At 72.7% G+C, this 26566-nt stretch carries 23 protein-coding genes; 11 read left to right on the top strand and 12 right to left on the bottom strand.

Annotated elements, in window-relative coordinates:
• Positions 1 to 49: 49 nt before the first annotated feature.
• Positions 50 to 1498, bottom strand: a complete 1449-nt coding sequence (locus MUB56_RS16610) for a DUF2804 domain-containing protein (RefSeq protein WP_244928126.1) — start codon at positions 1496 to 1498, stop codon at positions 50 to 52.
• A gap of 155 nt (positions 1499 to 1653) precedes the next feature.
• Between MUB56_RS16610 and MUB56_RS16605 the strand changes: the two genes are divergently transcribed.
• The gene (locus tag MUB56_RS16605; RefSeq protein WP_244928125.1) at positions 1654 to 3018 is read left to right on the top strand and encodes a hypothetical protein; all 1365 of its coding nucleotides are present in this window, start codon (positions 1654 to 1656) and stop codon (positions 3016 to 3018) included.
• 365 nt (positions 3019 to 3383) lie between these two features.
• On the opposite strand, the gene MUB56_RS16600 is transcribed toward MUB56_RS16605, so the two are convergent.
• Positions 3384 to 5030, bottom strand: coding sequence for a HAMP domain-containing sensor histidine kinase (locus MUB56_RS16600; protein WP_244928124.1), 1647 nt, complete (start codon positions 5028 to 5030; stop codon positions 3384 to 3386).
• Positions 5031 to 5136: 106 nt separating this feature from the next.
• A complete protein-coding gene (locus tag MUB56_RS16595) occupies positions 5137 to 5880 on the bottom strand; it encodes a hypothetical protein (RefSeq protein ID WP_244928123.1) in 744 nt (247 codons plus the stop codon).
• 120 nt (positions 5881 to 6000) lie between these two features.
• Here MUB56_RS16595 and MUB56_RS16590 point away from each other — a divergent pair, with 120 nt between their 5' ends.
• The 3 genes from MUB56_RS16590 (at position 6001) to MUB56_RS16580 (ending at position 7794) form a co-directional block, all read left to right on the top strand.
• Positions 6001 to 6441: a pyridoxamine 5'-phosphate oxidase family protein gene (locus tag MUB56_RS16590; RefSeq protein ID WP_244928122.1), complete on the top strand. Its 441-nt coding sequence runs from the start codon at positions 6001 to 6003 to the stop codon at positions 6439 to 6441.
• Between the two features lie 9 nt (positions 6442 to 6450).
• Positions 6451 to 6891 (top strand): hypothetical protein, encoded by a 441-nt coding sequence (locus MUB56_RS16585; RefSeq protein ID WP_244928121.1) that lies wholly within the window; start codon positions 6451 to 6453, stop codon positions 6889 to 6891.
• Between the two features lie 126 nt (positions 6892 to 7017).
• Entirely contained in the window at positions 7018 to 7794 is a 777-nt protein-coding gene (locus MUB56_RS16580; RefSeq protein WP_244928120.1) for a hypothetical protein, read from the top strand.
• Positions 7795 to 7876: 82 nt separating this feature from the next.
• On the opposite strand, the gene MUB56_RS16575 is transcribed toward MUB56_RS16580, so the two are convergent.
• The 8 genes from MUB56_RS16575 to MUB56_RS16540 all read right to left on the bottom strand — a co-directional run bounded on the left by MUB56_RS16575 (position 7877) and on the right by MUB56_RS16540 (position 15487).
• The gene (locus MUB56_RS16575) at positions 7877 to 8593 is read right to left on the bottom strand and encodes a class I SAM-dependent methyltransferase (protein WP_244928119.1); all 717 of its coding nucleotides are present in this window, start codon (positions 8591 to 8593) and stop codon (positions 7877 to 7879) included.
• Complete coding sequence (locus MUB56_RS16570) at positions 8590 to 9393, bottom strand: ABC transporter ATP-binding protein (RefSeq protein WP_244928118.1); 804 nt, start codon at positions 9391 to 9393, stop codon at positions 8590 to 8592. Before MUB56_RS16570 ends, MUB56_RS16575 begins: the two co-directional genes overlap by 4 nt.
• Positions 9390 to 10385: an ABC transporter substrate-binding protein gene (locus MUB56_RS16565; protein WP_244928117.1), complete on the bottom strand. Its 996-nt coding sequence runs from the start codon at positions 10383 to 10385 to the stop codon at positions 9390 to 9392. The genes MUB56_RS16570 and MUB56_RS16565 overlap by 4 nt, the downstream gene beginning before the upstream one ends.
• A gap of 19 nt (positions 10386 to 10404) precedes the next feature.
• Positions 10405 to 11487: an iron ABC transporter permease gene (locus tag MUB56_RS16560; RefSeq protein WP_244928116.1), complete on the bottom strand. Its 1083-nt coding sequence runs from the start codon at positions 11485 to 11487 to the stop codon at positions 10405 to 10407.
• 83 nt (positions 11488 to 11570) lie between these two features.
• Complete coding sequence (locus MUB56_RS16555) at positions 11571 to 12728, bottom strand: SpoIIE family protein phosphatase (RefSeq protein ID WP_244928115.1); 1158 nt, start codon at positions 12726 to 12728, stop codon at positions 11571 to 11573.
• Complete coding sequence (locus tag MUB56_RS16550) at positions 12712 to 13515, bottom strand: alpha/beta hydrolase (protein WP_244928114.1); 804 nt, start codon at positions 13513 to 13515, stop codon at positions 12712 to 12714. The genes MUB56_RS16555 and MUB56_RS16550 overlap by 17 nt, the downstream gene beginning before the upstream one ends.
• Before the next feature lie 97 nt (positions 13516 to 13612).
• The gene (locus MUB56_RS16545) at positions 13613 to 13909 is read right to left on the bottom strand and encodes a DUF4193 domain-containing protein (RefSeq protein WP_244928113.1); all 297 of its coding nucleotides are present in this window, start codon (positions 13907 to 13909) and stop codon (positions 13613 to 13615) included.
• 84 nt (positions 13910 to 13993) lie between these two features.
• Entirely contained in the window at positions 13994 to 15487 is a 1494-nt protein-coding gene (locus MUB56_RS16540; protein WP_244928112.1) for an MFS transporter, read from the bottom strand.
• Between the two features lie 99 nt (positions 15488 to 15586).
• Here MUB56_RS16540 and MUB56_RS16535 point away from each other — a divergent pair, with 99 nt between their 5' ends.
• The gene (locus tag MUB56_RS16535; RefSeq protein ID WP_244928111.1) at positions 15587 to 16051 is read left to right on the top strand and encodes a MarR family transcriptional regulator; all 465 of its coding nucleotides are present in this window, start codon (positions 15587 to 15589) and stop codon (positions 16049 to 16051) included.
• Between the two features lie 70 nt (positions 16052 to 16121).
• Here MUB56_RS16535 and MUB56_RS16530 read toward each other — a convergent pair whose 3' ends face one another.
• Positions 16122 to 17396 (bottom strand): serine hydrolase, encoded by a 1275-nt coding sequence (locus tag MUB56_RS16530; RefSeq protein ID WP_244928110.1) that lies wholly within the window; start codon positions 17394 to 17396, stop codon positions 16122 to 16124.
• 152 nt (positions 17397 to 17548) lie between these two features.
• Between MUB56_RS16530 and MUB56_RS16525 the strand changes: the two genes are divergently transcribed.
• From MUB56_RS16525 to MUB56_RS16500, 6 genes are read left to right on the top strand one after another with little or no spacing between them, the layout of a single operon-like run.
• A complete protein-coding gene (locus tag MUB56_RS16525; RefSeq protein WP_244928109.1) occupies positions 17549 to 18325 on the top strand; it encodes an SDR family oxidoreductase in 777 nt (258 codons plus the stop codon).
• Positions 18322 to 19488 carry a chorismate-binding protein gene (locus MUB56_RS16520; protein ID WP_244928108.1) on the top strand — a complete coding sequence of 389 codons (1167 nt, stop codon included), beginning with the start codon at positions 18322 to 18324 and terminating at the stop codon, positions 19486 to 19488. Before MUB56_RS16525 ends, MUB56_RS16520 begins: the two co-directional genes overlap by 4 nt.
• Complete coding sequence (locus tag MUB56_RS16515; RefSeq protein ID WP_244928107.1) at positions 19485 to 21125, top strand: AMP-binding protein; 1641 nt, start codon at positions 19485 to 19487, stop codon at positions 21123 to 21125. The genes MUB56_RS16520 and MUB56_RS16515 overlap by 4 nt, the downstream gene beginning before the upstream one ends.
• Positions 21126 to 21158: 33 nt before the next feature.
• Entirely contained in the window at positions 21159 to 22046 is an 888-nt protein-coding gene (locus tag MUB56_RS16510; protein WP_244928106.1) for an isochorismatase family protein, read from the top strand.
• A complete protein-coding gene (locus MUB56_RS16505) occupies positions 22043 to 25948 on the top strand; it encodes an amino acid adenylation domain-containing protein (RefSeq protein WP_244928105.1) in 3906 nt (1301 codons plus the stop codon). The genes MUB56_RS16510 and MUB56_RS16505 overlap by 4 nt, the downstream gene beginning before the upstream one ends.
• Positions 25921 to 26544: a hypothetical protein gene (locus MUB56_RS16500; RefSeq protein ID WP_244928104.1), complete on the top strand. Its 624-nt coding sequence runs from the start codon at positions 25921 to 25923 to the stop codon at positions 26542 to 26544. Before MUB56_RS16505 ends, MUB56_RS16500 begins: the two co-directional genes overlap by 28 nt.
• Positions 26545 to 26566 lie beyond the last annotated feature (22 nt).

The following is a 26566-nucleotide window of genomic DNA, read 5'->3' as shown; positions in this document are numbered from 1 at the left end:
GCCCCGCGGCCGGGCATCCCCCGGAACGAGGGAGCCTCGCCCCGCTCCGTCACCACCGGTTCCGGACGTCCTCGGCCCAGCCGACGACGTCCGCGACCCGGACCCAGGTGCCGGTGTCGTCGCGGACCCGGCCGGACCAGTGGCCGAAGCACTGGTGGGTCCGGGACGCGAAGACCTTGACGTCCGTGACCGACCTCTTCAGGTGGAAGGGAGTCAGGGTCAGGTCCACGGACTCCCCGGTGACGCGCCAGGGTGCCATCCAGTCGTCCTGGTCGTAGTCCCAGACCAGCTCCTCGCTGATCTTCGTCAGGTGCCCGTCGACGAGCAGCGAGTTCTCCACCGACCCCGTGCCGTCGGTCCACTGCCCGCCGACCTGGATGCCGACGACCCGGCCGTCGGTGCGACCCGAGCCGGCGCCCCAGTTCCAGCGGACGGCGTACGGCCACCGACCACGGCCGTGGTCCAGGGTCGCCCAGGACTCCCCCGCGGGTACGACGGCCTCGGCGCCGTCGACCCGGATCGTGCCGGTGGCCGGTCGGGCGACGTCCTTGACGGTGTACTGGAAGAGCCGGTCGGTCCACGGGACCACGACGCCGAGCGACTCGTGCCCCTCTGGGCGGTGCGCGACCACGTCGAGCTCGACCCGCTTGCCACGGGCGCGCAGCCGGGTGCCGCCGGCCACCTCGTCGATGTCGATCTCGACCTGCCGGGTGCGCGCCCGGGTCGGACCTGCTCCGAGCGTGCCGGGCAGGGTGGCGCTGCCCCCGAGGACCCCGATGGCGTCGTGGGCGATGGCCTCGCCGGTGCCGCGGTCGAGCAGCCAGATGCCGTGCACGGCCGCGTAGTCGAGGTCGGAGACGACCAGGGCCGCGACGTGGGTCGGGGTCGTCACCGCCCAGTACTCCCAGCGCTTGTTGCGCCCCCGCCCGCGCCGTCCCCGCCCGACCCCGTCGGTATCGATCAGCGGCGTGCGGGTCCAGCCGACCGCCTCGCGGTTGAGCCGGCCGTCGGGCAGGGTGAGCCGCACCGGCTCGGAGATCTCGCGCTCCCGGACGACGATCGGCTGCACGGGACCCCCGACGGCGTGGTCGTGCGTCTGGCGGAGCCGCCGGTCGGGGTCGTAGCTGCCCGCTCGTACGTCGGCGACGAGGTCGGCGACCCGACTGTCCGGATCGACGCCGGCGGCCAGGGTCTCCCGGTGGAGCACCCGCGCCCGACCGGTGTGCCACGAGCTGGCCGCGGGCAGCCGTACGACGCCGACCTTCTGGGGCATCCCGCGGCGGATCCGGGCATGCAGGAATTCGACGACGACCAGGACGACGATGCCGATCAGGCTGCCGTTCGGGTCGAGCCCTCGTCCGGAGAGGCTCTCGGTCTGCTTGACCACGCGGACGTAGTAGACCCAGCCGGCCCGCTCGACGCGGACGTCCTGATCCCCCGGCGTGAAGCCCGCCAGGTCGATGTGCGCCTGGTCCGCCGCCGTCCGATCACCCGCCATGCTCGCAGCGTAGGGACCCCGTCCACTCGGCGGCGGCCGAACCGGACGATCCGCCTCCCGGGGTTTCGAAGTCGTCGAACGGGTACCGGTCGACGGCGCACCCCCTCAGCAAGTGGCGCCTCTCCCTCCGTCCTCCCTCCCCCCTCCGGAGCACCATGCCTGCACTCTCACGCCACCGTCTTGTCACGCCCCTCGTCGCCGGAACCGTGCTGCTTCTCGGCGGCACCCTGCTCTCGACCCCGGCCCACGCCCACCAGGAGGCCGCCGAGCGGCGCAACGCCAACCCCACCGGCACCGCCTCCGGCAGCGCGCGCAACGGCACCGGCAACCTCAAGGTCCACCTGGCCGCCACCAACGACGGCCGGATCAAGGTGACCTGGGAGCGCTCCCGGCGCGTCGCCGGGTTCAAGCGGGTCGCCGTCAAGGTCAGCCCGAGCCGCAAGATGAACGTCAAGGTCAGGTCCTACCGGGTCAGCCGCAAGCGGCACGCCAAGGTCGTGTCGCACGCGTTCGGCGCCGTGCCGGCCTCCGGCAACTACTCCTTCGTGAAGGTCGTCGGCTACCGCCGCGACGGCTCGAAGACGGCGAGCCCGGCGAAGTGGATCCAGGCCCCGATCACCGCCGCGTGCACCGCCGCCCCCCAGGACCAGGTCACGGTCGCGGCCTTCAACGTGCGTAGCTGGGCCGCCGACCGCAACCTGGGTCCACGGCGGAACTGGACGCTCCGCGGCGACAACGTGGTCTCCGAGATCCTCCGCAGCGGCGCGCACGCCCTGGCCATCCAGGAGGCCAGCGGCTCCGAGCGGTTGGGCTTCAGCAACAAGCCCCAGCGACGCTGGATCCTGGACCGGCTCAACGACGTCGACCCCGACCGCAGCGCTCGCTGGGTCGATGCCCTCGACGACGAGGCCTACCGCCCGCCCAAGGGCCGCCGGCCCGGCCTGGTCGGCACCCGGGTGTTCTACGACGCGAGCAAGTTCCGCAAGCTCGACTCGGGTCTCGCTCGGATCGTCGACCCCGGCTTCAACAAGGACTCGCTGATCCCGTGGGCCCGACTGCAGTCCGTCAGCGGCGACCAGGCCCCGTTCGTCCTGACCTCCAACCACCTCCGGGTGGGCGTCGTCGGCAGCCGCAAGGAGTGGAAGATCCGGGCCCGCCAGGTGGTCAAGACGATCCAGATCCTGCGCAGCCTGCAGAGCCGCTTCGGCGACCAGCTGATCCTGGGCGGCGACCTGAACTCGACCGCCAACACGCTGCCCTACAACAACGTCCACCGGGCCCTGATGAGGGCGGGCTTCTACGACGCCTACGCCACCAGGAGGATCGCCGGCGGGAAGTTCCCGACGACGCAGGACTCGAGGTTCCCCGTCTACCGCACTCCCCTGCGTCGCGACTACCTCCTGACGCTCGGCGCGGTGAAGGGCTCCTGCGGCTACCGCAACCAGGTGTACAACCGCCGGTCCCAGATCGCCTCGGACCACTTCCTCCAGGCCGCGACCCTGCCGCTGCCTGCTCGATGACCGGGTGATCGACCAGGGCCCTCTCCGATTCGGTTCGGGGAGGGCCCTGTGCCGTGCGAGCTCACCCCGCGCGGTTGCTCGGACAGTCGGGATTGGTGCAGACCCGCTCGTCCACGGTCGGATCGCCGCCACCGACGACGCCGTCTGGAGGACCGACCGGAGCGTTTGGCTCGACCACGTCCGCACCGTCGCGGGCCCGGAGCCGGACCTCGGAACCACAGACCTCACAGGGCGACTCGTCGAAGTACACGTCCTCAGGTACCCACTGCCGTGCAGCAGCGTTTCCCGGACACCGGACTCGGTCACTTCTGGGCGGGCTTCTCCGGCTACCTCCGCACGATCAGGGCCTGAGCCGGCCGCAGAGGTCAGGAAACCCCGAGACGTACGCGGCCCGGTACCGCCTTGCCGACCGGCTCGTGGTGCGGGATGGTCACGGTCGCGCGCGTGCCCCCGCCCGGCGCCGGGTCCAGGGCCACCTCCCCGCCATGGGCGCGCACGATGTCCCGCACGATGGACAGGCCGACCCCCAGGCCCTGGGTCGCGCTCTTGCGGGCACCGCTCGACCGGTAGAAGCGATCGAACGCCTGATGACGTTCGACGTCGCTCATCCCTCGCCCGGAGTCCGTCACCGTCAGGATGAACCCGATCTCCTGGTCGATGAGGTCGACCTCGACGACGCCACCTGCGGCGGTGTACTTGATCGCGTTGGAGGTCAGGTTGTCGACGACCTGGTCGAAGCGTGAGGAGTCGACCCTGCCGGTCACCCCGTCGGGAACGGTCGCGGTCAGGCTGACTCCGGCGGCGGCCGCGGTGGGCAGGTGCCGTCGGACGACCCCGGCCACGACTGGCCCGATCTCCTGACGCGTCGGCTTGATGTCCTCGGCCAGGTCCTGGTTGGCCACCAGCAGGTTCGAGATGCGGTCGAGCAGGGTCTGCGCGTTGCGCTCGATGACGGCGAGCGACGGCAGCAGGTCCGAGCCAGGGGCGGCCAGGTCCTGGATGATCTCGACGTAGCCCATGATCGACGTCAGCGGGGTCCGGAGCTCGTGGGAGACGGTGGTCAGGAACTCCTCGCGAACCCGGAGGGACTCCACGACGTCGGTGACGTCCCAGGCAGCGACGACGGTGCCGAGGGCGGTGCCGTCGTACCGCCGGACCCGGCGGGCGCCGACGACCAGGGCGACCTGGCCGCCGGGCGGTCCCCACCACTCGAGATGGCCGGGCACCAGCTCCTCGCGCAGCGCGCGGGGCACGATCTGCTCGGTCACCGGGATGCGGGCGGTCCGGTCGTCGTTCCACATGTGACCACCGGCGACGCCCGCCAGGTGATCGGCCGCCTCGTTGCTCATCCGCAGCTGGTCGTCGGCCGAGTAGAACCAGACCGCGGTGTCCACGGTGTCGACGACCCCCTGGGCGATGGTGGCCTGGTCGCGGGAGACCTGCAGGGCGGTGACGAGCTGTTCGCTGCGTTCCAGCAGCTGCTCCCGGTTGCTCCGCAGGAGGTCCCCGACGATCTGGGCGATCACCACCAGGACCAACGCCACCAACGGGAGCAGGAGCACGTTGAGCCACGCCGAGGTCTCGGTCGGCCAGTCGCCCACGTGGAGGTGGGAGTACCCCGCCACGAGCACCGCCCCCAGCACCGCGGCGAAGACGCCGGCCCAGGCGAACTCGAAGCCCAGCCAGACCATCGGCAGGATCGACAGCAAGGAGACCGACGGGAGGACCGTGACGGCCCCGAACTCCATCAGCACGACCGCGGCGACGTCGATGATCGGGACGATCATCCGTCCGGACGGCCCCCACTGCTCCCACGGGAGCACGAACAGAGCCACGCTCGCCAGCAGCATGAGGATCGCGGGGATCACGAGAGTCCGGCCCGGGTGGTCGATCCCCTCGGTCATCGAGAGACCGGTGATCGCGGCACCGGACAGCACGAGAGTCGGCAGCTGCCACAGCGCGAAGACCGTCAGTCGCCCCTTCAGTACTGGAGCGCCATCAGGTCGGAGCATCAAGTTGTTTTCCTCACGAAGAAGACGAGGCCGTGCCCCCTCGCCTCTCCCCACCTCTACCCCGGCGTTCCCATCTGTAACATCGGGCAGGAGACGGAGCCGTCGGTCAGCGGGTGACGAGCCGCTTCCACGGACCCCTGGGGACGTCGCGACCGTCGACGAAGCGCCAGTCCACGCGGTCCCGGTCGCCGTCGAGCGACCGGAAGCCGAGGCAGCCGTTGAGCGCCGGCGAGACGTCCAGGCCGGCGTTGTTGTAGCGCTTCGAGGCCGGACGCGCGTCCCGGCGCCCGAAGACGTACCGCGCGTCGTGGTACCTGCCCGGGCCCGCGTCCTGGATCTGTCCGTAACAGGTGCGCCCGCGCGACCTGATCTGCACCCAGCGGTTCTTCATCAGGCTGACCGTGGGGTCGTCGACCAGGCCGGCGTACCGAGGCCGGGTGGCCCAGGGGACGACCGCGCCCCGGCGGCGGAAGCCGACCCGGTCGTTGAGGTCGTCGAAGGGAAGGTCGAGGTAGAAGGGGTTCTGCTTCGGGGTCATCCGCCGGGGGAACCACCCGTCGCGGCGGTAGCGTCGCTCGGTCGTGCACGTGCCCCCGCGGATCCGGCCGTCACACCCCCCGTAGCTCTCGTACCAGTGGTCGTCGTACGTCGAGATCATCTGACTCCCGTCCGCGGCGTGCGGGTCGAAGACCTCCCCGACCCAGAACGTGGTCGCGACGATCCGGGTGTGCCAGGGGTACGACGCGCGCGCCCGCTCGCCGACGGCGGCCTGCCCGGCCGTGGGCGGCAGTACCGCGGCGACCAGCACAGCGAGCAGGGCCGTGACGAGCGTTCTCCGCAGGCGTGCCATTCGGCCAACCGTAGGTGCTGCCGACTCGATCGCGGCACCGACGGCCTCGCTCTCCTGGTGGCGCTCGACCGGGGACCTTCGCCTCTACCCCTGCGCGCCGTCCCGCACGAGACTGCTGCCATGAACACCGTCCCGATCGGCAATGCCCACCTGGCAGAGCTACCGGCCTTCGAGTGCTGGTCCCTGCTGGAGTCCGCGGAGATCGCCCGGGTCGCCTGGAACGGTCCGCAGGGCGTGTTCATCGTGCCGGTGAACTACACCATCACCGACGGGGCCCTGTGGTTCCGCACCACGGCGTCGGCCGAGGTGGTGAGCGACGGGTCCGGTCAGTGGGTCGCGGTCGAGGTGGACAGCCTCGACCCGGAGACGCGGTCGGGCTGGAGCGTCGTGGTCCGGGGTGCGGTCGAGCTGGTCGACGCCCAGGACGCGCCCGACCGGCTGGCCGAGCTGCGCGTGTGGGCGCCGGGGCTCCGGACGACCTACGCCCGGATCGAGCCCGGCGAGATCTCCGGCCGCCGGCTGCTGCCGCCGCGTGAGGCCGAACCGGCGGCCGGAGCCTGACCCGACTTCGTGGCCGGCGTCCCGCACGTCATCGAGATGGGACCGGTCTGGCAGCCGGGCCTCTCCGGGCACCCGAGCACGCTGGTGGGGCCCGTCGGCGCGCGCTGGCTCGGCCACTCGGCGCTGTTCCGCTACGAGGTCCGCTGCTGGCCCCACGGCACCATCCCCGACGTCGGCGAAGCCGTGGCGAGCCCGCAGCTGCTCAGCCGTGACGAACGTCGGGCCCAGAAGGTGCTGACCCTGGTCCCGGAGGTGCCCGCGCTGACCTGGGGACGCGACGAACGCCGGGTCGGCGAGATGTGGAACTCCAACTCGCTGATCTCGTGGCTGCTGGTGACGAGCGGCGTCGGCCTCGCCGACGTCCGGCTCCCGGCCGGTGGGCGCGCACCCGGGTGGCGAGCCGGCGTCGCGATCGCCCGGACCCGCCGAGACCCGCACCCTTCTGGGTGACAACCGAGAGTGACGGCTTGGAACGCGAGCTGCGTGGGTATCTGCGAGTCCTGTTCCGTTCCCCCCGAAGAACAGTGGCCGCCCCGGGACCGGGAGGCCATTTCTCTTGGACAAGGAGTTTTGCCCATGCCCCACCCCATGAGGCGGATGCTGGTGCTCCTCACCAGCCTGCTGCTCGCCCTCGGCGTCGCAGCCGCCGTGCCGGCCGCCCCCGCCGGTGCCGCCACCAGCTGCTCCACGCTCGACCAGCGGTACGGCCAGACCCAGGTGCACGCCTCCCAGGCGGCCACGGCGAAGAAGAGGACCGCGAAGAAGGTCAAGAAGGCCAAGCGGACCTACGCCAAGCGCCACACGACGGTCAACAAGAAGAAGCTGGTCAAGGCCCGCAAGGCCAACCGCAAGGCCGTCAAGAAGCACCGCACCTGGCAGACCCGCTCCGCCAAGGCCAAGCAGGCGGCGGCCGACTGCAACGCCTCGAACGCATCCGTCCCGACCACCCCGCAGCAGGCCCAGCAGATCGAGCAGGTCCTCGGCCAGCTGTCCGCCGCCGGCCTGGACCCGGCGCAGGTGCAGGGTCTCGCTGACCAGATCACGGGTGCCCTCACCGGCGGCGAGCTGTCCCCGGCCACCCTCATCACGGTGCTGCAGCCGGTCGTCGAGGCCCTGACCGGCGCCGGACTGCCGGCCGACCAGATCGCCGGCGCCCTTCAGCAGCTGCTGGGCAGCCTGGCCAGCGGCAACCTGCCGAGCGACCCGACCGGCCTGGTCGACCTGGTCGTCGGAGCCCTCCAGGACTCCCTGGCCGGAACTCCGCTCGGCGCCCTCAACCCGATCCTGGACCAGGTCGAGTCCGCGCTGGCGACCCTGCTCGGAGCGATCCTGGGCGGCGTCCCCGCCTTGTGAGCGACTGACACCGGACACCACGAGGCCCGGACCCGTCCCGCGACAGGTCCGGGCCTCGTGCTGTCTGCCCGACGAAGGGTGCTCAGGGGCGAGTGCCGCGGATCAGGTACTGCAGCTGCACCTCGTGGTCGGGGGCGACGCCGTACTGCTGGTCCAGCTCGTGCAGCCGGATCAGCTCGACCACCTCGACGTCGACGAAGCCCGCGGCCCGGACCCGCTCGGCCACCGGTTCGATGCTGGCGGCCTCGGCCAGCGGCAGCGCCTGCCGCACGTGCTCGTCGTACGACCGGAGGAACGCGTCGCTCGCGCCCACGTGCAGGCCGTCCGCGAACCAGTTCGAGTCGACGACGGCGAGCGTGCCGCCCGGTCGGAGCAGCGTCATCCAGTTCGCCAGCGCGGTGTCCGGCTCGCGCAGCGTCCAGGCGACGTAGCGGTTCACGACCGCGTCGAACGAGGCGGCCGGGAACGGCGGTGCGACGGCGTCGCCGAGCAGGAACGCCGGCGGGCTCGCCATGCGGTCCGCGTGCGCCCGGGCCCGCTCGAGCATGCCCTCGGCGAGGTCGACGCCGGTGACGCGGTGGCCGAGGTCGGCCAGGACGCAGGCGACGTACCCGCTGCCGGTGCCCACGTCCAGCACGTCGAGCGGCGACTCGCCGAGCGCGGCGGCGTACACCTCCCGCCAGGCGGCGAGGTCGTCGTCGCGCCGGTCCGCGCGCTGCTGGTAGTCGTCGTACGGGCCGGAGCGGACGCTCCAGTACTCGTTCATCACCTGCTGCACGTCGGGGACGGTCTCGGTCATGGGTGGGTCCTCTCAGGGGATCGGGGCTGGGTGGTGCGAGGCCGGAAGGCCAGCTGGAAGCCGTCGTCGAGGTCCAGCCGGCGGACGCCGATCTCGTAGACGGGTTCGAGGTTCTCGGGCACCAGGACGTCGTCCGGGGTGCCGGCGGCGACCACCCGTCCTCGCTGCAGCAGGATCAGCGAGTCGCAGTAGGTGGCGGCCAGGTTCAGGTCGTGCAGGACGACGACGACGGTTCGCCCGCCGTCGACGGCCAGCGAGCGCGCCAGCTCCAGGACCTCGTGCTGGTAGCGCACGTCGAGATGGTTGGTCGGCTCGTCGAGCAGCAGGTGGGTGGACTCCTGGGCCAGGGCCCGGGCGATGAGCACCCGTTGGCGCTCGCCGCCCGACAGCCCGTCGAAGGGCTTGCCGGCCAGCTCCAGAGCACCGACCTGCGCCAGGGCCGCGGCGGCGACCCGCTCGTCCTCGGCGCCGCGACGGGTGAAGCCCGTGCGGTGCGGGGTCCGTCCCAGCAGCACCATGTCCGAGACCAGCAGCGGCAGGTCGCCGGAGGTCTCCTGGACCACGACGGAGACCCGGCGGGCGATCTCCCGGGCGGTCAGCGCGGTGAGCTCGTCGTGATCGATGAGTACGACGCCCTGCCGGGTCCGCAGCGATCCGTACAGGATGCGGAGCAGCGTCGACTTCCCCGACCCGTTCGGCCCGACGAGCCCGAGCACCTGCCCATGCGGGGCCGCCAGGTCCACGGAGTCCAGCACGGCGTGGTCGCCGTAGGCGAAGCCGATCCGGCTGGCGGAGATCATCGGGCGAAGTGCCCCACGATCCGCTCGAGCCCATCGACGGCCAGCGAGCTCGGCGGCTCGGAGAAGTTCAAGAGCTGCACCAGGATCTGGTCGTCCCTGACCGCGGCGAGCGCCTGGGCGCCGTTCATCGTGGTGATCGCGTCCTTCACCCCGGCCCCGTCGCCGTCCGAGTGCAGCAGGACCAGGACGTCGGGGTTGCGGCCGATCAGCTCTTCGAGCGTGACCTCGAAGACCCGCTCGTCGACGTCGGCGAAGACGTTGGTCAGCCCCGCGGCCACGAGCTGCGGATGAGCCATGGAGCGGGTGCCGTAGGCGTACGTGGTGCCCCCGCCGACCGTCGGGTAGAGCACCGCGGCCGTGCGGTCCTCGTCGGCGGCGACCCCGGCCACGATCTCCGCGACCCGCGCCTCGGCGCGCTGGGCCGCCGCCTCGGCCTCGTCCGGGACACCGAAGATCCGGCCGTAGGTGCGCAGCTGCTCGGAGACGTCGTCGAAGGACGCGTCCGCCGGCGGGTCCGGGCAGAGTCCAGGCTCCTCCAACAGCGCGATGTCGACCGCACCCAGCGTGTCGCGGGTCAGGTTGTCGGCCTCGCCGAACACGACGTCGGGCTGCTCGGCCAGCACGACCTCCTTCGAGATCTGCAGGTGACCGGACGAGTCCAGGTCGTCGCTGAGGGTCGGGATGCCCTCCAGCTCCGCCCAGGTCGCGTCGTCGTAGTAGGGACGCGGGTACGCGCCGGCACGGGCCGTGACGACGTCGAGGACGCCGAGCTCGCTCAGGTACGGGACGGTCGCCGACTTGAGCAGGACGGCCTTCTCCGGTGCCCGGTGGAAGGTGACCTCGGCACCGCAGTTCTCGAGCGTCACCGGGTAGCCCGCGGCCGATCCGCCGTCCTGCGCCGCGTCCTCACCCGAGCCGCAGCCGGCGAGGGTCAGCGAGAGTGCCGTCGCGGCGGACAGGGCAGCGAGTCGGGTGACGATGGTTTTGGGCACGGGTTCTCCTGCACGAGGGTCAGCCGGCGGGGTGCTGGCGACGGATCAGGTAGAGCAGGAACGGGGCGCCGACCAGCGCGGTGACGATCCCGATCGGGAGCTCGCGCGGCTGCAGGAGCATCCGGGAGAGCAGGTCGGCCCAGAGCAGGAAGATCGCCCCGAGGAGCGCCGCGGTGGGCACCGACCAGGCGTGGGCCGCGCCGACCAGCCGCCGCGCGAGATGGGGTACGACGAGGCCGACGAAGCCGATGCTGCCCGAGGCGGCGACCACGAAGCCGATGCAGAGCGACACCACGACGAGCAGCTGGGTGCGGAACCGGGTGGGTGAGACCCCGAGCACCAGGGCGGTCTCGTCGCCGATAGCCAGCGCGTCCAGCCGGCGCCCCCACAGGCTCAAGACGGCCACGGTGACGGCGACCACGACGACCAGGGCAGCCAGCGGACCGCCCCACCGGGCGAGGGCGAGCGAGCCCAGCAGCCAGAACATCACCGACCGGGCGCCTTCGGCCGAGCCCGAGGCGAAGATCAGGAAGCTGGTCAGCGCGGAGAGGGCGTACCCGACCGCGACCCCGGCGAGCAGCAGTCGGACCGACGTGATCCGACCCGCCGTCCGGGAGAGGACGAAGACCAGCAGCGACGCGGCCAGCGCCCCGAGGAACGCGCTGCCCGCCAACGCGTGCTCCCCCAGTCCGAGTCCGACGCCGAAGAGGATCGTGGCGGCGGCGCCGCTCGAGGCGCCCGAGTTGATGCCGAGCAGGTAGGGATCGGCGAGCAGGTTGCGCACCATCGCCTGCAACGCCGCGCCGCAGACCGCGAGGCCGGCACCGACGGCGACTCCGAGGAGGACCCGCGGCAGCCGGACGTCCCACACGATGATCTCGGGGGTCGGCGCGACCTCGTCGACCCCCACGCCGCGCAGGCGGGACCACACCACGTCCAGCACCTCGTGCGGTGGGATCCAGACCGGGCCGACCGCGACGCCGATCAGCGCGCTCACCAGCAGGAGGACCCCCAGGATCCCGACCACTCCGGCGTTGCGACGTCGGCGTACGCCCCTGCCCAGAGGATCGTCGACCGACGCCGCCTCGGCACGGGTCGACACGGACACGGATCCCCTTATTGCGAACTGTTGGCAACAACAAACAGCCGGAGACTACCCGACGAGAGCGCCGCCCTCGCCGGGGGCTATGCCGGGCGGGCGGCGAAGGTGACGACGGCGATGTCGTCGCTCGCCACGCCGTGCTGGTAGCGCAGGACCTCGTCGGTGATCCGGTCGGTGATCGCGTGCGGACGATGGCTGCACTGCTCGAGGAGTGACTGGAGCCGCGTCTCGCCGTAGAGACCGTCGTGGCCGCGGGCCTCGGTCACCCCGTCTGTGTACAGCGTGATGGTCTCGTCCCGCAGCAGGTGCGTGACCGTGGTGAACCTTGCCGCGTCGACCAGGCCGACCGGAGTGCCCGGTACGCCGAGCTCCCGGACCCGGCCCGCGGCGTCCCGCAGCAGCGCCGGCGGGTGGCCCGCGAGCGCGAGACGCACGCTCCAGGTGTCGTCCTGGCGGGTCAGGGTCGTCACGACCGCGGTGCAGTAGTGGTCGGTGCCGTGGGCGTGCAGGGCCCGGTCGAGGTGCTGGAGCAGCTCGCTCGGGTCCGGGTGGTCGAGGGCGAGGGCGCGGGTGGTGTAACGGACGAAGGAGGTCACCGCGGCAGCCGACACCCCCTTGCCGCTCACGTCGCCGAGGACGATCCACCAGGCGTCCGGACCGACCTGGAAGACGTCGTAGAAGTCCCCGCCGACCACGCTGCCGTCCCCGGCCGGGCGGTACGCCGCCGCCACGTCCAGGTGTGGGATCCGGGGCGGCGCCGGCGGGATCAGGGTCCGTTGCAGCGTCTGGGCGAGGGCGGTCGCCGCCTCGCGCGCCAGTTCCGCCGCCCGCTTGGCCGCGAGGAGGTCGTGCTCGTAGCGGTGCCGCTCGCGCGCCTCGAAGAGGACGACGCGCAGGGTGGGGTCGTCGGACGAGGTGTTGGCGTTGAGGAGGACCGGGATCCGCGAGCCGTCGGGACGTAGCACGTCGAGGGCGACCTCGCGGATCGCCCGGTCGTGCTCGAGCATCGGCAGCAGGTGGGTCTCGAGGAGGATCCGGCCGCCGACCGTCAGCAGCGAGGCGAGCGTGGCCGTCCCGAGCAGGTCCGAGACCGGACGGCCCACGAGCCGCTCGAACTCGGCGTTCACGTGGGTCAGCGTCCCGTCGGGTGCCGACAGCACGGCGTAGCCGCAGGGGGCGTCGGCGAAGAGGTCGGGGAACGGATCGGCCGGGTTCACGCCGGCCTCACGGGTGAGGCGCACCGAGCGACCGGCGGATCGCCGCGATCGTCTCGGCGGGCGCGGTCAGCTGCGGGCAGTGCCCCCGGGTGTCGATCACCTCGAGGCCGGCGCCCGGGATGGCGTCGCGGACGAAGGTGGCGGCGCTCGGGGGCGCGACGGAGTCATCGGCGGCTTGCAGGACCACCGTCGGGGCGGAGACCTTCGGCAGGTCCGCCCGGTTGTCGCCGCGGAAGGTCACGGCCGCGAACTCGGCGGCGATCTCGGGGCGGGTGCGGCAGAACGCCTGCTCCAGCTCGTCGTGCGCCGCGGACGTCGGGTCGCCGGCGACCAGGGTCGCGAGCGGATCCTGCCAGCCGAGGTGGTTGCGGCTCATCAGCTCCAGCAGGTCGTCGATGTCGCTCGCGGTGAAGCCCCCGACGTACGGCGGGTCGTCGAGGTAGCGCGCCGAGGGGGTGACGAGGACCAGCCGGTCGACCAGCTCCGGGTGCGCGATCTGGACCAGGACGGCGATCATCGCCGAGACCGAGTGGCCCACCAGGGCCACGGGTCCCAGGTCGAGCTCGTGCAGCAGCGCGACGAGGTCGTCGCGGTAGCCCTCGAGCCGTGCGTGCCGGGCCGAGTCGTAGGTCGACGGGTGGGCGTCACCCGAGCCCGGGAGGTCGAGGAGCACCACCCGGTGGTCGGACTCGAAGGCGGGGGCGACGTGGCGCCACATGTGCTGACCGCACCCGAACCCGTGGACGAAGACGATCGCCGGGGCCTCCGGCGGGCCGTCGACGGTCGCGTTCAGCAGCTCAACGTGGCCCATGTCGGCAACCTAGCCGATCGCGGTCCCCCCGGACCCAACCACCTGCGCGCCCGGCCGGGGCATCGCGCTCGCCGGCCGGGCTCGATGAGCGGTGAGCTCAGGCGCAGTCGTTGCAGAGGTCCACAGAGGGCGCGGACCGGCGGGACACGTGCTGGACGAGGAAGCACCCGGTGCAGGTGAACTCGTCGGCCTGCTTCGGGGTCACCTCGATGGTGAGGGTCTCGTGGGACAGGTCCGCGCCCGGCAGCTCGTAGGAGTCGGCGATCTCGGCCTCGTCCTCGTCCACCTTCCCCGAGGTCTTGTCCTGATCGCCCGAGGTGAGGCGGCGAGCCTCCAGGCTCTCTTCCTTCTGTTCGTCTTCCGTCTTGCGGGATGCGTCGTAGTCAGTGGCCATGTGGGATTCCTTCCGGGGCGGAGCGGCGAATGTTAGCCCCCGAAGGCGACAGAACCCTCATGCAGGCTGCCCTTGCCTCCGATCTCACCTCGCGCCTTCGACGACGTCGTCATCCTCGGCGAGCTCGGGGTGCTCGATCCGGTCCTCGGCCTCGAGGCTGGCGCGATTCGGGATCTGGCTGGCGATCAGCGCCGCCAGGGCGGCGACGGCGGCAGCGATGACCAGGCCGGTGCGGAACCCGGACTCGCTCGGGACGGCGTAGCCACCGAAGCCGGTCGTCATCTGGGCGAGGACGACGCCGACCACGGCGGCGGCGATCGACGTACCGACCGAGCGGGTCAGCGTGTTGAAGCTGTTCGCGGAGCCGGTCTCCGAGACGGGGACGGAGCCCATGATCAGGGCGGGCATCGCGCCGTAGGCGAAGCCGACACCGCTGTTGATGATGCAGACCGCGACCAGCAGGCCCCAGGTCGAGCCCATCAGGAGGACGGCGGCCAGGTAGCCGGCGGAGATGACGACCGCCCCCAGGGCGAGGGTGACCTTCGGGCCCCGCAGGTGGGAGATCTTGGCGCCGAGCGGTGAGATCAACATCATCATGAAACCGCCGGGCGCCATCCACAGGCCCATCTGCAGCATGTCCTGACCCAGCCCGTAGCCGGTCTCGGTCGGCAGCTGCAGGAGCTGCGGGATGATGAGCGACGAGGCGTACATCGAGAACCCGATGACCAGCGAGGCGGTGTTGGTCAGCAGCACGACCGGCCGCGCGGTGACGCGCAGGTCGACCAGCGGGTCGTCGGTGCGCAGCTCGAACCAGCCCCAGGCGAGCAGGATGACGACGGCCCCGACGAGAAGGCCGATCGTGGTCGCGCTCCCCCAGCCCCAGTCGGCGCCCTTCGAGACGCCCAGGAGCAGGCAGACCAGGCCCGCGCCGAGACCGACGGCGCCGATCGGGTCGAACCGACCCACCGCGGTGATCGGGGTCGCCGGCACGAAGAGGTAGATCAGGACCCCGACGATCACCGCGAGGACCGAGGCGCCCCAGAAGAGGACGTGCCAGCTGGTGTTGTCGGCGACCGCCGCCGCGATCGGCAGGCCCAGGGCGGCGCCGATGCCCATCGAGGCGCTCATCAGGGCGATCGCCCTGCCGAGCTTCTCGCCCGGCAGCAGGTCCCGCATCGCGCTGACGCCGAGCGGGACGAGTCCCATCTCGGCGCCCTGCAACGCGCGTCCGACGATCATCGGCACGACCGACGAGGACAGCGCGCACAGGACCGAACCGGCGATGAGTACGAGCGCGCAGATCAGCATGATCCGGCGCTTGCCGTACAGGTCGCCGAGCCGGCCACTGACCGGGGTCGCCACGGCAGCGGCCAGCAGCGTCACGGTGATCACCCACGACGCGTTGGAGGCCGAGGTGTCGAGAAGTCGTGGGAGGTCGCCGATGAGGGGCACGACCAGGGTCTGCATCAGCGCCGCGGTGATGCCGGCGAAGGCGAGTACGCCGACGATCGCGTTGCCGGGGGTCGGGATGTCAGGAGCCGGTGGCACGCGGCCGGGCGAGGAGAGCGATGAAGTCACCCATGTACGCTACACATAGTGTGTTATATACACAATCAGTGTGTCGCGCACCACTGAGTTCGTCAGCGCCTAGGCTGGGCCGGGCGAGCAAGGAGACCCATGACGGACCGAGCCATGAACTTCGACGACCTGCAGCTGGAGACCATGCTCTTCGCTCGGCACGTCGTGCCGGTGCGCAGATCTGGCTCGGAGCAGCAGCTCCGACTCGAGCGCAGCGGCTACACCCTCCTGTTGCGGATCCGGGCCGAGCAGCTGATGTCGATCCCGGAGCTGAGCGAGGCACTCGGCCTGGACGTCTCGACACTGAACCGACAGACCGCCGCGCTGCAGAAGTCCGGACATCTCGAGCGGGTCCCCGACCCGGCCGGTGGCATCGCCCGCAAGTTCCGGGTCACGGCCGCGGGGCTGGCCGACCTCGAGGCCGACCGTCAGGCCAGGGCTGCGGGCCTCCAGCGCCTGCTGAGCACCTGGTCGAAGGCCGACATCGACCAGTTCGCCGGGCACCTTCGTCGCTTCAACTCCGATCTGGAGAGCATCGACGGACGGCCCTGGCCGCGCGACTGAGGACCAGCACGAGGACCCGGCCGACGGACGGAGGGTTTCGGCTCGCGCCGAACCCCTCCGTCCGGCCGCGTCAGCGGACCCGGAGCACCTCGGCGCCCGAGGTCGACGCCGCGAACTTCGTGCCGCTCGGGCGGTAGCTCACCTTGATGCGGTGCTTGCCGCGCGCGAGCTTGCGGGGCAACGAGATCCGCACCCGTCCCTTCTTGAGGGTGCCGCGCTTGATCAGCTTCGTGCCGCTGTAGACCGCGACCCTCCCGCTCGGGGTGGTGGCCGCGCTGACCCGGACCGTGACCCGCACGCCGCCCTTGCCGTACGCCACCGTCGACCTGTTCAGCGAGATCGTGGTCTTCGTCGCGGCCGGCGTCGGCAGCGGAGCCGGCGACCCGTCGCCGGTCTCGCGCAGGACGTAGTCGTAGACGATCGCCCCGACCTGCTGGACGTACGGGTCGGCCGCGGCGTACCAGGCGTCTCCCGGGTAGCCACCGGTGTTGCTCGTGAAGACACCGATGCTCACCTCCCGGCCCGACAGCAGCAGGAAGCCGAGATCGTGGCTGACCGTCGCGTTCTCACCGGTCTTGTGGGCCAGGATGTTGCCCGGGATCGTCGCGCCGAGCTTGGTCTTGACGGTCTGTCCACGCATCAGGGCGATGAGCGACGTGGCGCTCGGCCTCCCGAGGAAGCCCGGGGTGATCGTGCCCTGCGAGGTGTCGTAGTACAGGTCGAGCAGCTGCTTGAAGCCGTGCGGGGTGGACCACAGGTCGCCGTCGGGCAGCACGGTCGCCCCGAACATCTTGCGACCGAAGTGCAGGTCGCTCTTCGCGATCCCCGCGGACTCCGTGAGCGTGTTGATCGGGTTGAAGCCGCCGACGACGTCGACGAGCTTGTTGGTCGCGGTGTTGTCGCTGACCTGGATCATCAGGGTCAGCATCTCGCCGACCGTCGTCGCGATCGGCCTGGGCCGGTTCTGCAACACCCCGGACCCCCCGACGACCTCGAGCTCGGCGATCGTGGCCGGGTCGGTCAGGGCGAGCTGGCCGGCCTCGACCTGGTGCATCACGGTCGCCGCGAGGGCGAGCTTGATGGTGCTCGCCGTGGTGAACGAGTCCTGCTTGCCGAGGTACAGCGTCCTGTCGTCGAACGTCCCGCCACTGAGGTCGGAGACGAAGAGCCCGAGGTCGACGCCGTCGGCCTTCGCGTCCGCCACGACCGGCGCGAGTCGTTGGGCCAGCCCCGGCCAGTCCCCGGGATTCGCCGTGGCGGGCGCGGCCTGCGCGGCCGTCGGGGCCAGCAGTCCGGCGGCCAAGGCTCCTGTGGCGAGGAGGGCGGAGAGGTGGATCTTCTTCATGTACGTCCTTTGCGGTGGGGAGGGAGCCACACCGTCGTCCGTGCGGATTTCTCGGAGGTTGCGCGATCGTTTCGGGACACCCCAGGACCTCCTCGGGGCGGAGTTGGGTAGCCTCACCTAACTATCGTCTGACGTTCGAAGGTTGCGCACTGATGAACATGCCGGAGTCCGCTCGACGCGTCGCCCTGGTCACCGGCGGCGCCGGTGGCATCGGGGCCGCCGTCGCCCGACTGCTGCTCGCCGACGGCTACGCCGTGGGTGTCCTCGACCTGGACCAGGACGCGCTGCGCACGCTCGCGGCGTCGCTGACCGAGGAGCACCGTGCGCGCTGCCTGGCCCTCACCGGCGACGTCGCCATCGCGGGTGGCGTGGAGGGTGCGCTCGACCGCATCGTCGTCGAGCTCGGTCCGCTCACCCACGTCGTCGCCGCGGCCGGCGTGCTGAGACCCGGTGGCCTGACCACCACGAGCGACGACTCCTGGGACACCCACCTGGCGGTCAACGCCGGGGGCACCTTCCGCACGCTGCGCGCGGCCGCCGCTCACGCCTCGCTCGAGGCCGTCGTCGTGGTGTCCTCCAACGCCGCCGACGTCCCGCGCACGGGCATGATCGCGTACGCCGCCTCGAAGGCCGCCGCGTCGGCCGTCGCCCGGTGCGCCGCGCTCGAGCTCGCCGAGGTGGGCGTCCGGTGCAACGTCGTCGAGCCCGGGTCGACCGACACGTCGATGCAGCGCGACCTGTGGCCCGACCCCGCAGCCGGCGTCGCCGCCGCGATCGAGGGCGACCCCGCGTCGTACCGGCTCGGCATCCCGCTGCGGCGACTGGCGAGCCCCGACGACGTGGCCGACATGGTCGCGTTCCTGCTCTCCCCCCGCGCGCGGCACGTGACGTTGCAGCGGATCCGGGTCGACGGCGGGGCGAGCCTGTGAGCATCCGGGAGCCCGACCTGAGCCCGCTCGACCTCAACCCGACCGACCGGGTCGCCGGCACCGGTGAGCCCTCCGTCGTCTTCGGCGGCGCCGACTCTGCCATCGTGGGCTGGGGAGTCCGGGACGTCGTCACGACCCGACGCAGCGACGACCCCGATCTCGACGCGGAGGTCCGGGGCCGGCTCGCGGACGACGAGTGCGCCGTCGGCGCGCTCAGCTTCCGCGGCGACGACCCGGCCACCTTCGTCGTACCCGCCTCCCAGCAGCGCCGCGCGGTGACCGGGCTCGGCCCCGGGCCGACCACGCCGCACCGGGTGCGTCGCCACGAGCACCCCTCCGCGACGGCGTACGCACGCTCGGTGGCACGGGCCCTCGAGCATCTCGAGCGCGAGCCGGAGCTCCGCAAGGTGGTGCTCGGCCGCTGGCTCCGGCTCGAGCTGGAGCCGGCGCTGACCCGCTCCGAGGTGGTCGCCGGGCTGGCCCGGACCGCGGGGCTCGCGCGGCTCTTCGCCGTCCCCGTGCCCGCGACCCTCGCCCCCACCGAGGAGTCGTCGTACCTGGTGGGCGCCAGCCCCGAGCTCCTCGTCTCGCGCCGGGGCCGCTCGGTGCGCGCGCTGCCGCTGGCCGGCTCGGCACCCCGCGGCCGTACGCCGGAGGAGGACCGCCTCGCCGCCGAGGAGCTCCTCGACTCGGCCAAGAACCGCGCCGAGCACGGCCTGGTCGTCGAGTCCGTGGCGGCCGCGCTCGGGCCCGCGTGCACGGAGCTGTCGGTGCCGGCCCCGACCCTGGTCGCCACCGACTCGATGTGGCACCTGGCCACCGACGTCCGCGGCCACCTGGACCGGCCCGACCTCGCGCCGGGCGCCCTCGGCCTCGCCCAGCTGCTGCACCCCACACCCGCGGTCTGCGGTACGCCGACCGAGCGCGCCCGCGAGCTGGTCGCGGCGCTCGAGCCGCCGCGCGGTCCGATGACCGGGGCCGTCGGCTGGACGAGCCGGGACGGCGACGGCACGTTCGTCGTCACGATCCGGGCCGGGCTGCTTCACGACCACCGCCTCGACCTGTTCGCCGGAGCGGGCATCGTGACCGGCTCCGATCCCGCCTCGGAGACCGCCGAGACCGGCGCCAAGCTGCGCACGATGCTGCGGGGGGTCGGCCTGTGACGCCCCGCAGCCCGCTGCTCCCGGTGACGCTCTGGCCCGCCGACGCAGCCCTGCGCTACCGCCGGGCCGGCTACTGGCAGCCCGAGACGCTCGACTCGTTCCTGGTCGACCGGGCCGCCCGCTTCGGTGACCGCGTCGCCCTCGTCGGCGCCCGGGCCGCCACGCCCGGGGTCGTCGTCGAGCTGACGTACGACGACCTGGTGGCCGAGGTGGGTGCCTGGGCCGGTTGGTTCGGCGCGCGCGGTGTGGTCGCCGGCGACCGCGTGGTCGTCCAGCTGCCCAACACCGTCGACTTCGTCGTCAGCATCTTCGCCTGCTTCCGCCTCGGCGCGCTGCCGGTGTTCGCGCTGCCCGCGCACCGCGAGCACGAGATCGGGCACTTCCTCCGGCTGACCGACGCCGCGGCCCATGTCGTCGCGGGCACCCGCTGGGGCCACGACTTCGCGGGCATGTCGTCCGCGCTCGGCGCGCACGCCGTCCTCGACGTCGAGGACCCGCCCGCCTCTCCGGCGCCGCACGTGTCCGGGACCGTGCCCACCCAGGACGACGCCGAGCAGGTCGCCTTCCTCCAGGTCTCGGGCGGGACCACAGGTACGCCGAAGCTGATCCCCCGCACCCACGCCGACTACCTCTACTCGGTGCGCGAGTCGGCCACGATCTGCGAGGTCACTGCCGACACGACGATGCTCGTCGCGCTCCCAGCGGCCCACAACTTCGCCATGAGCTCGCCCGGCATCCTCGGGGTGCTCGACCGCGGCGGCTCCGTCGTCCTCGCACCCGACCCGAGCCCCCGCACCGCGTTCGCGTTGATCGAGACCCACGGCGTCACGATGGCCTCACTGGTGCCGCCGCTGCTCCAGGCCTGGCTCTCGACGGCGCGGCGTACCCGCGCCGACCTCGGCACGCTCGACGTCGTGCAGGTCGGCGGCGCCCGCCTGGCCGACAGCGTCGCCGCCCGCGTGGCGCCCGTCCTGGGGGCACGCGTGCAGCAGGTCTTCGGCATGGCCGAGGGGCTGGTCAACTACACCCGACTCGACGATCCCGACGAGCTCGTCACGACCACCCAGGGTCGGCCGATCTCGCCGGACGACGAGGTGCTCGTCGTCGACGACCACGACGTGCCCGTCGCGGCCGGCGAGGAGGGACACCTGCTGACCCGGGGGCCGTACACGATCCGCGGCTACTACGGTATCGACGCCGAGCACGACCGGTCGTTCACCTCCGACGGCTTCTACCGGACCGGCGACCTCGTGCGCCGGCTCCCGAGCGGGCACCTCCAGGTGACCGGGCGGGCCAAGGACCAGGTCAACCGCGGTGGCGACAAGATCGCCATCGAGGAGATCGAGAACCTCCTGCTCACGCACCCGGCCGTCCACGACGCGGCCCTCGTCGGGGTGCCCGACGAGTACCTCGGCGAACGCAGCTGCGCCTTCGTCGTCCCCGAGGACGGCACGGACCTGACGGCCGACGAGCTGCGGCGACACCTGCGCGGTCTCGGGCTCGCGGCCTACAAGATCCCCGACGACGTCCGCCTGGTCGCGTCGTTCCCCAGCACCGGCGTCGGTAAGACCAGCCGCCAGGCCCTGCGCCGCTCCCTGCTCGACCACCTCCCGTCCGCGACCACTGCCCCTCACTGACCCCCACTGACCTTCACCGAACGGAGTCCGACGATGCCGCTCCCCCACGCCATCAGCTACGAACGCCCGCTACGACAGCGCGTCAACCGCGCACCCTGGCAGATCGACCCCGCGCGCGCCGTGCTGCTCGTGCACGACATGCAGCGCTACTTCGTGCGTCCGTACGCCGCCGACTGCCCGGCGTACGTCGAGGCCGTGGACGGCACGGCCCGGCTCCTCGAGCAGGCCCGGCGGGTCGGCGTACCGGTGGTCTTCACCGCCCAGCCCGGTGCCCAGGATCCGGCGTCGCGCGGTCTGCTGACCGGGCTGTGGGGGCCGGGGATCGGGGCGTCGGCGGCCGACGTCGACATCATCGACCCGCTTCGACCGCTGGCCGGCGAGCAGGTCCTCGTCAAGCACCGCTACAGCGCGTTCGTGCGCAGCCCGCTGGAGGAGTGGCTCGCCGCCGAGGGTCGCGACCAGCTCGTCGTCACCGGCATCTACGCGCACATCGGGGTGCAGGCGACGGCGCTGGACGCGCTGATGCGCGACATCGAGCCGTTCGTTCCGGAGGACGCCGTGGCCGACTTCGGCGCGATCGAGCACGACCGCGCGCTCGACCAGGTCGCCAGTACCGGCGGCGTCGTCACCTCGGTCGACCGGCTGCTCGAGGGGCTGGGTGTCGCCATCGCTCCGCCGGCCCTGGGCTCCCCCGAGGCGTGGCTGGCCCCGCGCCTGGCCGATCTGCTCGGCGACCCGGCCGTCGGGCTCGCGCTGGTCGCCGACCCGTCGAGCAACCTCTTCGAGTCCGGGCTCGACTCGCTGCGGTGCTTCACCTTGCTCGACGAGCTCGCCGACCACGGGATCGACGTCGACTTCGGCGAGCTCGCCGCCGACGGCACGGTCGGCTTCCTGCTCGACCGGATGTCCGTGCTCGCGTGACCGACCGCTGGCTCCCGCTCACCTCCGCCCAGCGCGGACTGTTCTTCGCCCACGAGCTCGACCCGGGCAGTCCCGCGTGCACGAGCGCCGAGGTGGTCCGCGCCTCCGGCCGCCTGGACGCCCGGGCCGTCGCCGACGCCCTGCGGGCGACGTACGCCGAGCACGAGCAGCTGCGCGTGCGCCTGCGGTCCTCCCCCGACGGTCCCGTGCAACAGGTCCTGTCCGGGTCGCCGTCGGTGACCGAGGAGGTCGCCGTCGCGGACGCCGCGGAGGCGGAGGCCTGGATGAGGCGACGGATCGCCCAGCCCATGGAGCTCGACGCCGGAGACGTGGTCCGGTCGGCGGTCCTGCACGTCGCTGACCAGGGGACGAGCTGGTGGTTCCACGCCGCCCACCACGTCGTCACCGACGGGTTCGGCTTCCTGATGCTCGCCCGCCGGGTGGCCGAGCACCTGCGTGGCACCCCGAAACCGGTCTCCCCGCCCCGGCTGGCGGACCTGGTCGGCGAGGATCTCGCCCGCCCGGTCGACCCCGCCGTGTGGGACGCCCGGCTCGCCGCGATGACCAGCCTCACCTCCCTCGCCGGCGCCGTCGCCGATCCCGCACCGGTCCCGCTGCGCCACCGGCTCGCCGTGCCCGACGACGTCCAGGCGGCGTGGGTCGGGGCCGGCCGACGCGGTGGCGGGGCGTGGACGGACGTCCTGCAGGCGGCGTTGGCGGCGTACCTCGCCCGGCTCTGTCCGTCGCGCCCCGAGGCGGTGCGGATCGGCGTACCCCTGATGAACCGCTTCACGGTCGGCACCGGGAGCCACCTCACCGCGAGCACGGTCTGCACGGCGATGAACGTCCTTCCCCTGCAGGTCGGTGCGCGCGGGCTGACGATCGCCGAGACCGTCGCCCAGGTGCGCGACGGCCTGGCCGACCTGCGCGTCGGCGCCCACGTGCGCCAGGAGGACCTGGCCCGGACGCTCCGGTCCCGGCCGGGTGAGCCGACCCAGCTCTTCGGGCCGCAGGTCAACCTGATGCCCTTCGACACCGTCCTCGACCTGGGCGGCGGCGTCACCGGCGCCGTGGCCAACCTGGTCCCGGGTCCCGTCGAGGACATCACCTGGACCGTGCGCGGGATGCCCGGCCGGGGTCGTCCGGTGTGGCTCGAGGTGGACGCGAACCCCCGCCTGTACGACGCCGACGTCGTCGCGACCACCGCGCGCCGGCTCCTCACCTGGACCCGCACCTTCGCCGCGGCCGACTCGTCGACGCTCGTGGCCGACCTGCCGCTGCTCGACGACGAGGAGCACGCGCTCGTCGTCCACGGCTTCAACGCGTCGGCTCCGCCGTCGGGGCGGGCCCGCACCCTGCCCGAGGCGTTCGCCGAGCAGCGTGACCGCACGCCCGACGCGGTGGCGCTCAGCGCCCCCGAGGGCACGTGGACCTACGCCGACCTCGACCGCGAGGCGGACCGGCTCGTGCCGCTGCTGCTGGCCGCCGGTGCCGGGCCGAGGCGCCACGTCGGCGTCGCGCTCCCCCGAAGCCTGGACCTGTTCGCCGCGATCTCGGCCGCCCACCGGGTCGGGGCCGCCTACGTGCCGATCGACCCCGAGACTCCCGAGCAGCGAGTGACCGACCTGGTCGCGGACGCCGGTGCGGTCGTCGTACTGACACCCGAGCTGCTCGCCGCGCACCGGGCCGAGGACGTGGCTCCGGACTCCGCGCACCGGCCACTTCCCGGCGGGCCGCCGGCGCTCGACGACCCCGCGTACGTGCTCTTCACGTCCGGCTCGACCGGCCGTCCCAAGGGCGTCGTCGTGACGCACCGCGCGATCGACAACCGGCTGCGCTGGATGCAGGACCGCTACCCCGTCGGCGGCGGCGACACCGTGCTGCACAAGACCCCGACGACCTTCGACGTGTCGGTGTGGGAGCTGTTCTGGCCGCTCCAGGTGGGCGCCCGGATCGTGGTCGCCGAGCCCGGAGGGCACCGCGACCCCCGCTACCTGGCCGACCTGATCGTCGACGAGAGGGTCGACGTCCTGCACTTCGTGCCGTCGATGCTGCGGGCCTTCCTCGACGACGACACCTCGGTACGGCGGCTCGCGGGGCACCCGCGGCGCGTGCGCCACCTGGTGTGCAGCGGTGAGGCGCTGACCCACGATCTCGTCGTCCGGTCGGGGGCGGCGTTCGGGGTCACCCCGGCCAACCTCTACGGGCCGACCGAGGCCGCGGTCGACGTGACCGCCTGGGAGACGTCCGTGGACGACGAGGTCGTGCCGATCGGCCGGCCCACGCCCGGCACCCGCTGCTACGTGCTCGACGAGGACGACGCCCCGGTGCCCGTCGGAGTCGTCGGCCACCTGCACCTCGCCGGGGTCCAGCTCGCCGAGGGGTACGCCGGCCGGCCGGACCTCACGGCAGAGGTGTTCGGGCCCGACCCGTTCCACCCCGGCGAGCGGATGTACCGCACCGGCGACCTCGCCCGCTGGCGCTCCGACGGGGCGCTGCTCTACGAGGGCCGCCGCGACCAGCAGGTGAAGATCCGCGGCCAGCGGGTCGAGCCCGGCGAGGTCGAGGCCGCCCTCGCCCTCGACCCGGGGGTCCTCTCCGCCACGGCGCTCGCCGTCACGGTCGGCGACGACGTGCGGCTCGAGGCGTTCGTGGTGCCGCGCCCGGGAGCCAGGCTCGACACCGATGCTCTGCGGGAGGCGACCCGTACGCGACTGCCGGCGTACCTGGTCCCGAGCGTGGTGCACGAGATCGCCGAGCTCCCGCTGGGCGGCAGCGGCAAGGTCGACCGGCGGGCGCTCGAGGCGCTGCGCCCGTCCCCCACCGCGACGCCGCGGACCAGCGTGCCCGGCGACCTCGTCGAGCAGCACGTGGTGGCGTGTCTCTCCGACCTCCTCGGGCTCCCGGCCGGGCTCGACGACGACGTGTTCACCCTCGGCGCGCACTCACTGCTCGTGCTGCGCCTCGTGGCCCGGCTCGAGCCGCTCGTCGGCGTGCCGCTCCGGCTCGCGGACGTCTTCGCGGCTCCGACCGCGCGCTCCCTGGCCGCGCTGGTCCGCGCGCGACGCTCGGGCACGCACTCCAGGGGTCGCGACACGGACCCCGTGCTCACCCTGCGCCCCGGCCCCGGTCGGCCGCCGCTCTTCGCGCTGCCGCCGGCCGGCGGTCTCGGCTGGTGCTACTCGGCGCTGCTGCCGCACCTCTCCCCCGATCGGCCCGTGCACGCGCTCCAGGCCGAGGGACTCGACGGCTCGACCGCGCCGCCGCCCGCCGACCTGCGCGACCTCGCGCGCGCCCAGCTCGCCCTGATCCGCGAGGTCGTCGGTGACGGCGCGTTCCACCTCGTCGGCTGGTCGATCGGCGGGATGGCGGCCCACACCGTCGCGGCGATGGCGTCCGAGGAGGGGCAGCACGTCGGGGTCGTCGCCCTGATGGACTCCTACCCGAGCGACCAGTGGCGCTCGCTGCCGGTGCCGGACGAGGCCGAGACGCTGCGGGCCCTGCTGCGGATGGCGGGCGCCGAGCACCGGGTCACCGCCGACGAGCTGCTCGACCGCACCCGGGTGGCGACCCTGCTGGCCGAGGAGGGCAGTGCGTTCGCGGCACTGCCGGGCGAGGTCGTCGAGGCCACGATGCGCAACGTCGTGACGAGTGCCACCCTGGTGCGCACCTCCGAGCACGGCGTGCTGGCCGGCGACGTGCTGGCCTTCGTCGCCGGCGCCCCGCGCAGCGAAACCTGGCTCGACGTCCAGGGCTGGGCGCCGTACGTGAAGGGCACGCTGGACGTGCGCGTGCTGCCCGGGACCCACCCCGACCTGGTCCGCGAGCCGCTGGTCGGCGAGGTGGCCCGGGCCCTCCGCGAGAGCATGGACCTATGGGACCGGTCCACCGACACGCGCTGATCGCGACGTCGGTCGACGTCCTCGCGGCCGGCCCGGTCGCGACCACCCCCGAGGAGCGAGCCCGCGCCGACCGCCTCCACCGTCCCGAGGACCGGCGCGACTACCTGGCGAGCCGGGTGCTGGCGCGAGCGCTGGTCGCGCACCACACCGGCGCCGAGCCGGACGACGTGCGGTTCTCCCAGACCTGCGCCCGCTGCGCAGGTCCGCACGGCCGCCCGGTGGTGGTCGGCCTGGACGTGCACGTCGCCTGGTCACACTCCGCCGGCCTGGTCGCCGCCATCGTCGACGATGATCCGTGCGCCGTCGACCTCGAGTCCCTGGCCGCACTGCGCACCGGCGCGCTGCCGCTCGGCGCGCTCGCCGCCGGCGAGCGGGTCTGGCTGGACGACCAGGCCGATCGTCCGCGCGCCTTCGCCGAGCTGTGGGTCCGTAAGGAGGTGCTGGTCAAGCTGGGCGACCTGACCCTCGACCAGACCGCCGGCGTCGACGTCACCCCGTCGTTCTCGGGCCGTCCGGTCCGGGGCAGGTACCTGGTCGCCCTCGACCCCGGACCGCACGACGCCGTGGCCGCATGGAGCACCACGGGCCGCGTCTGACCCGGCGCCAGATACCGCATTT

The sequence above is a fragment of the Nocardioides sp. W7 genome (genome assembly GCF_022919075.1).
Taxonomy (GTDB): Bacteria; Actinomycetota; Actinomycetes; order Propionibacteriales; family Nocardioidaceae; genus Nocardioides.
Note: the sequence above shows the minus strand (reverse complement) of the source record. Positions and strands in the feature narration are given on the sequence as shown.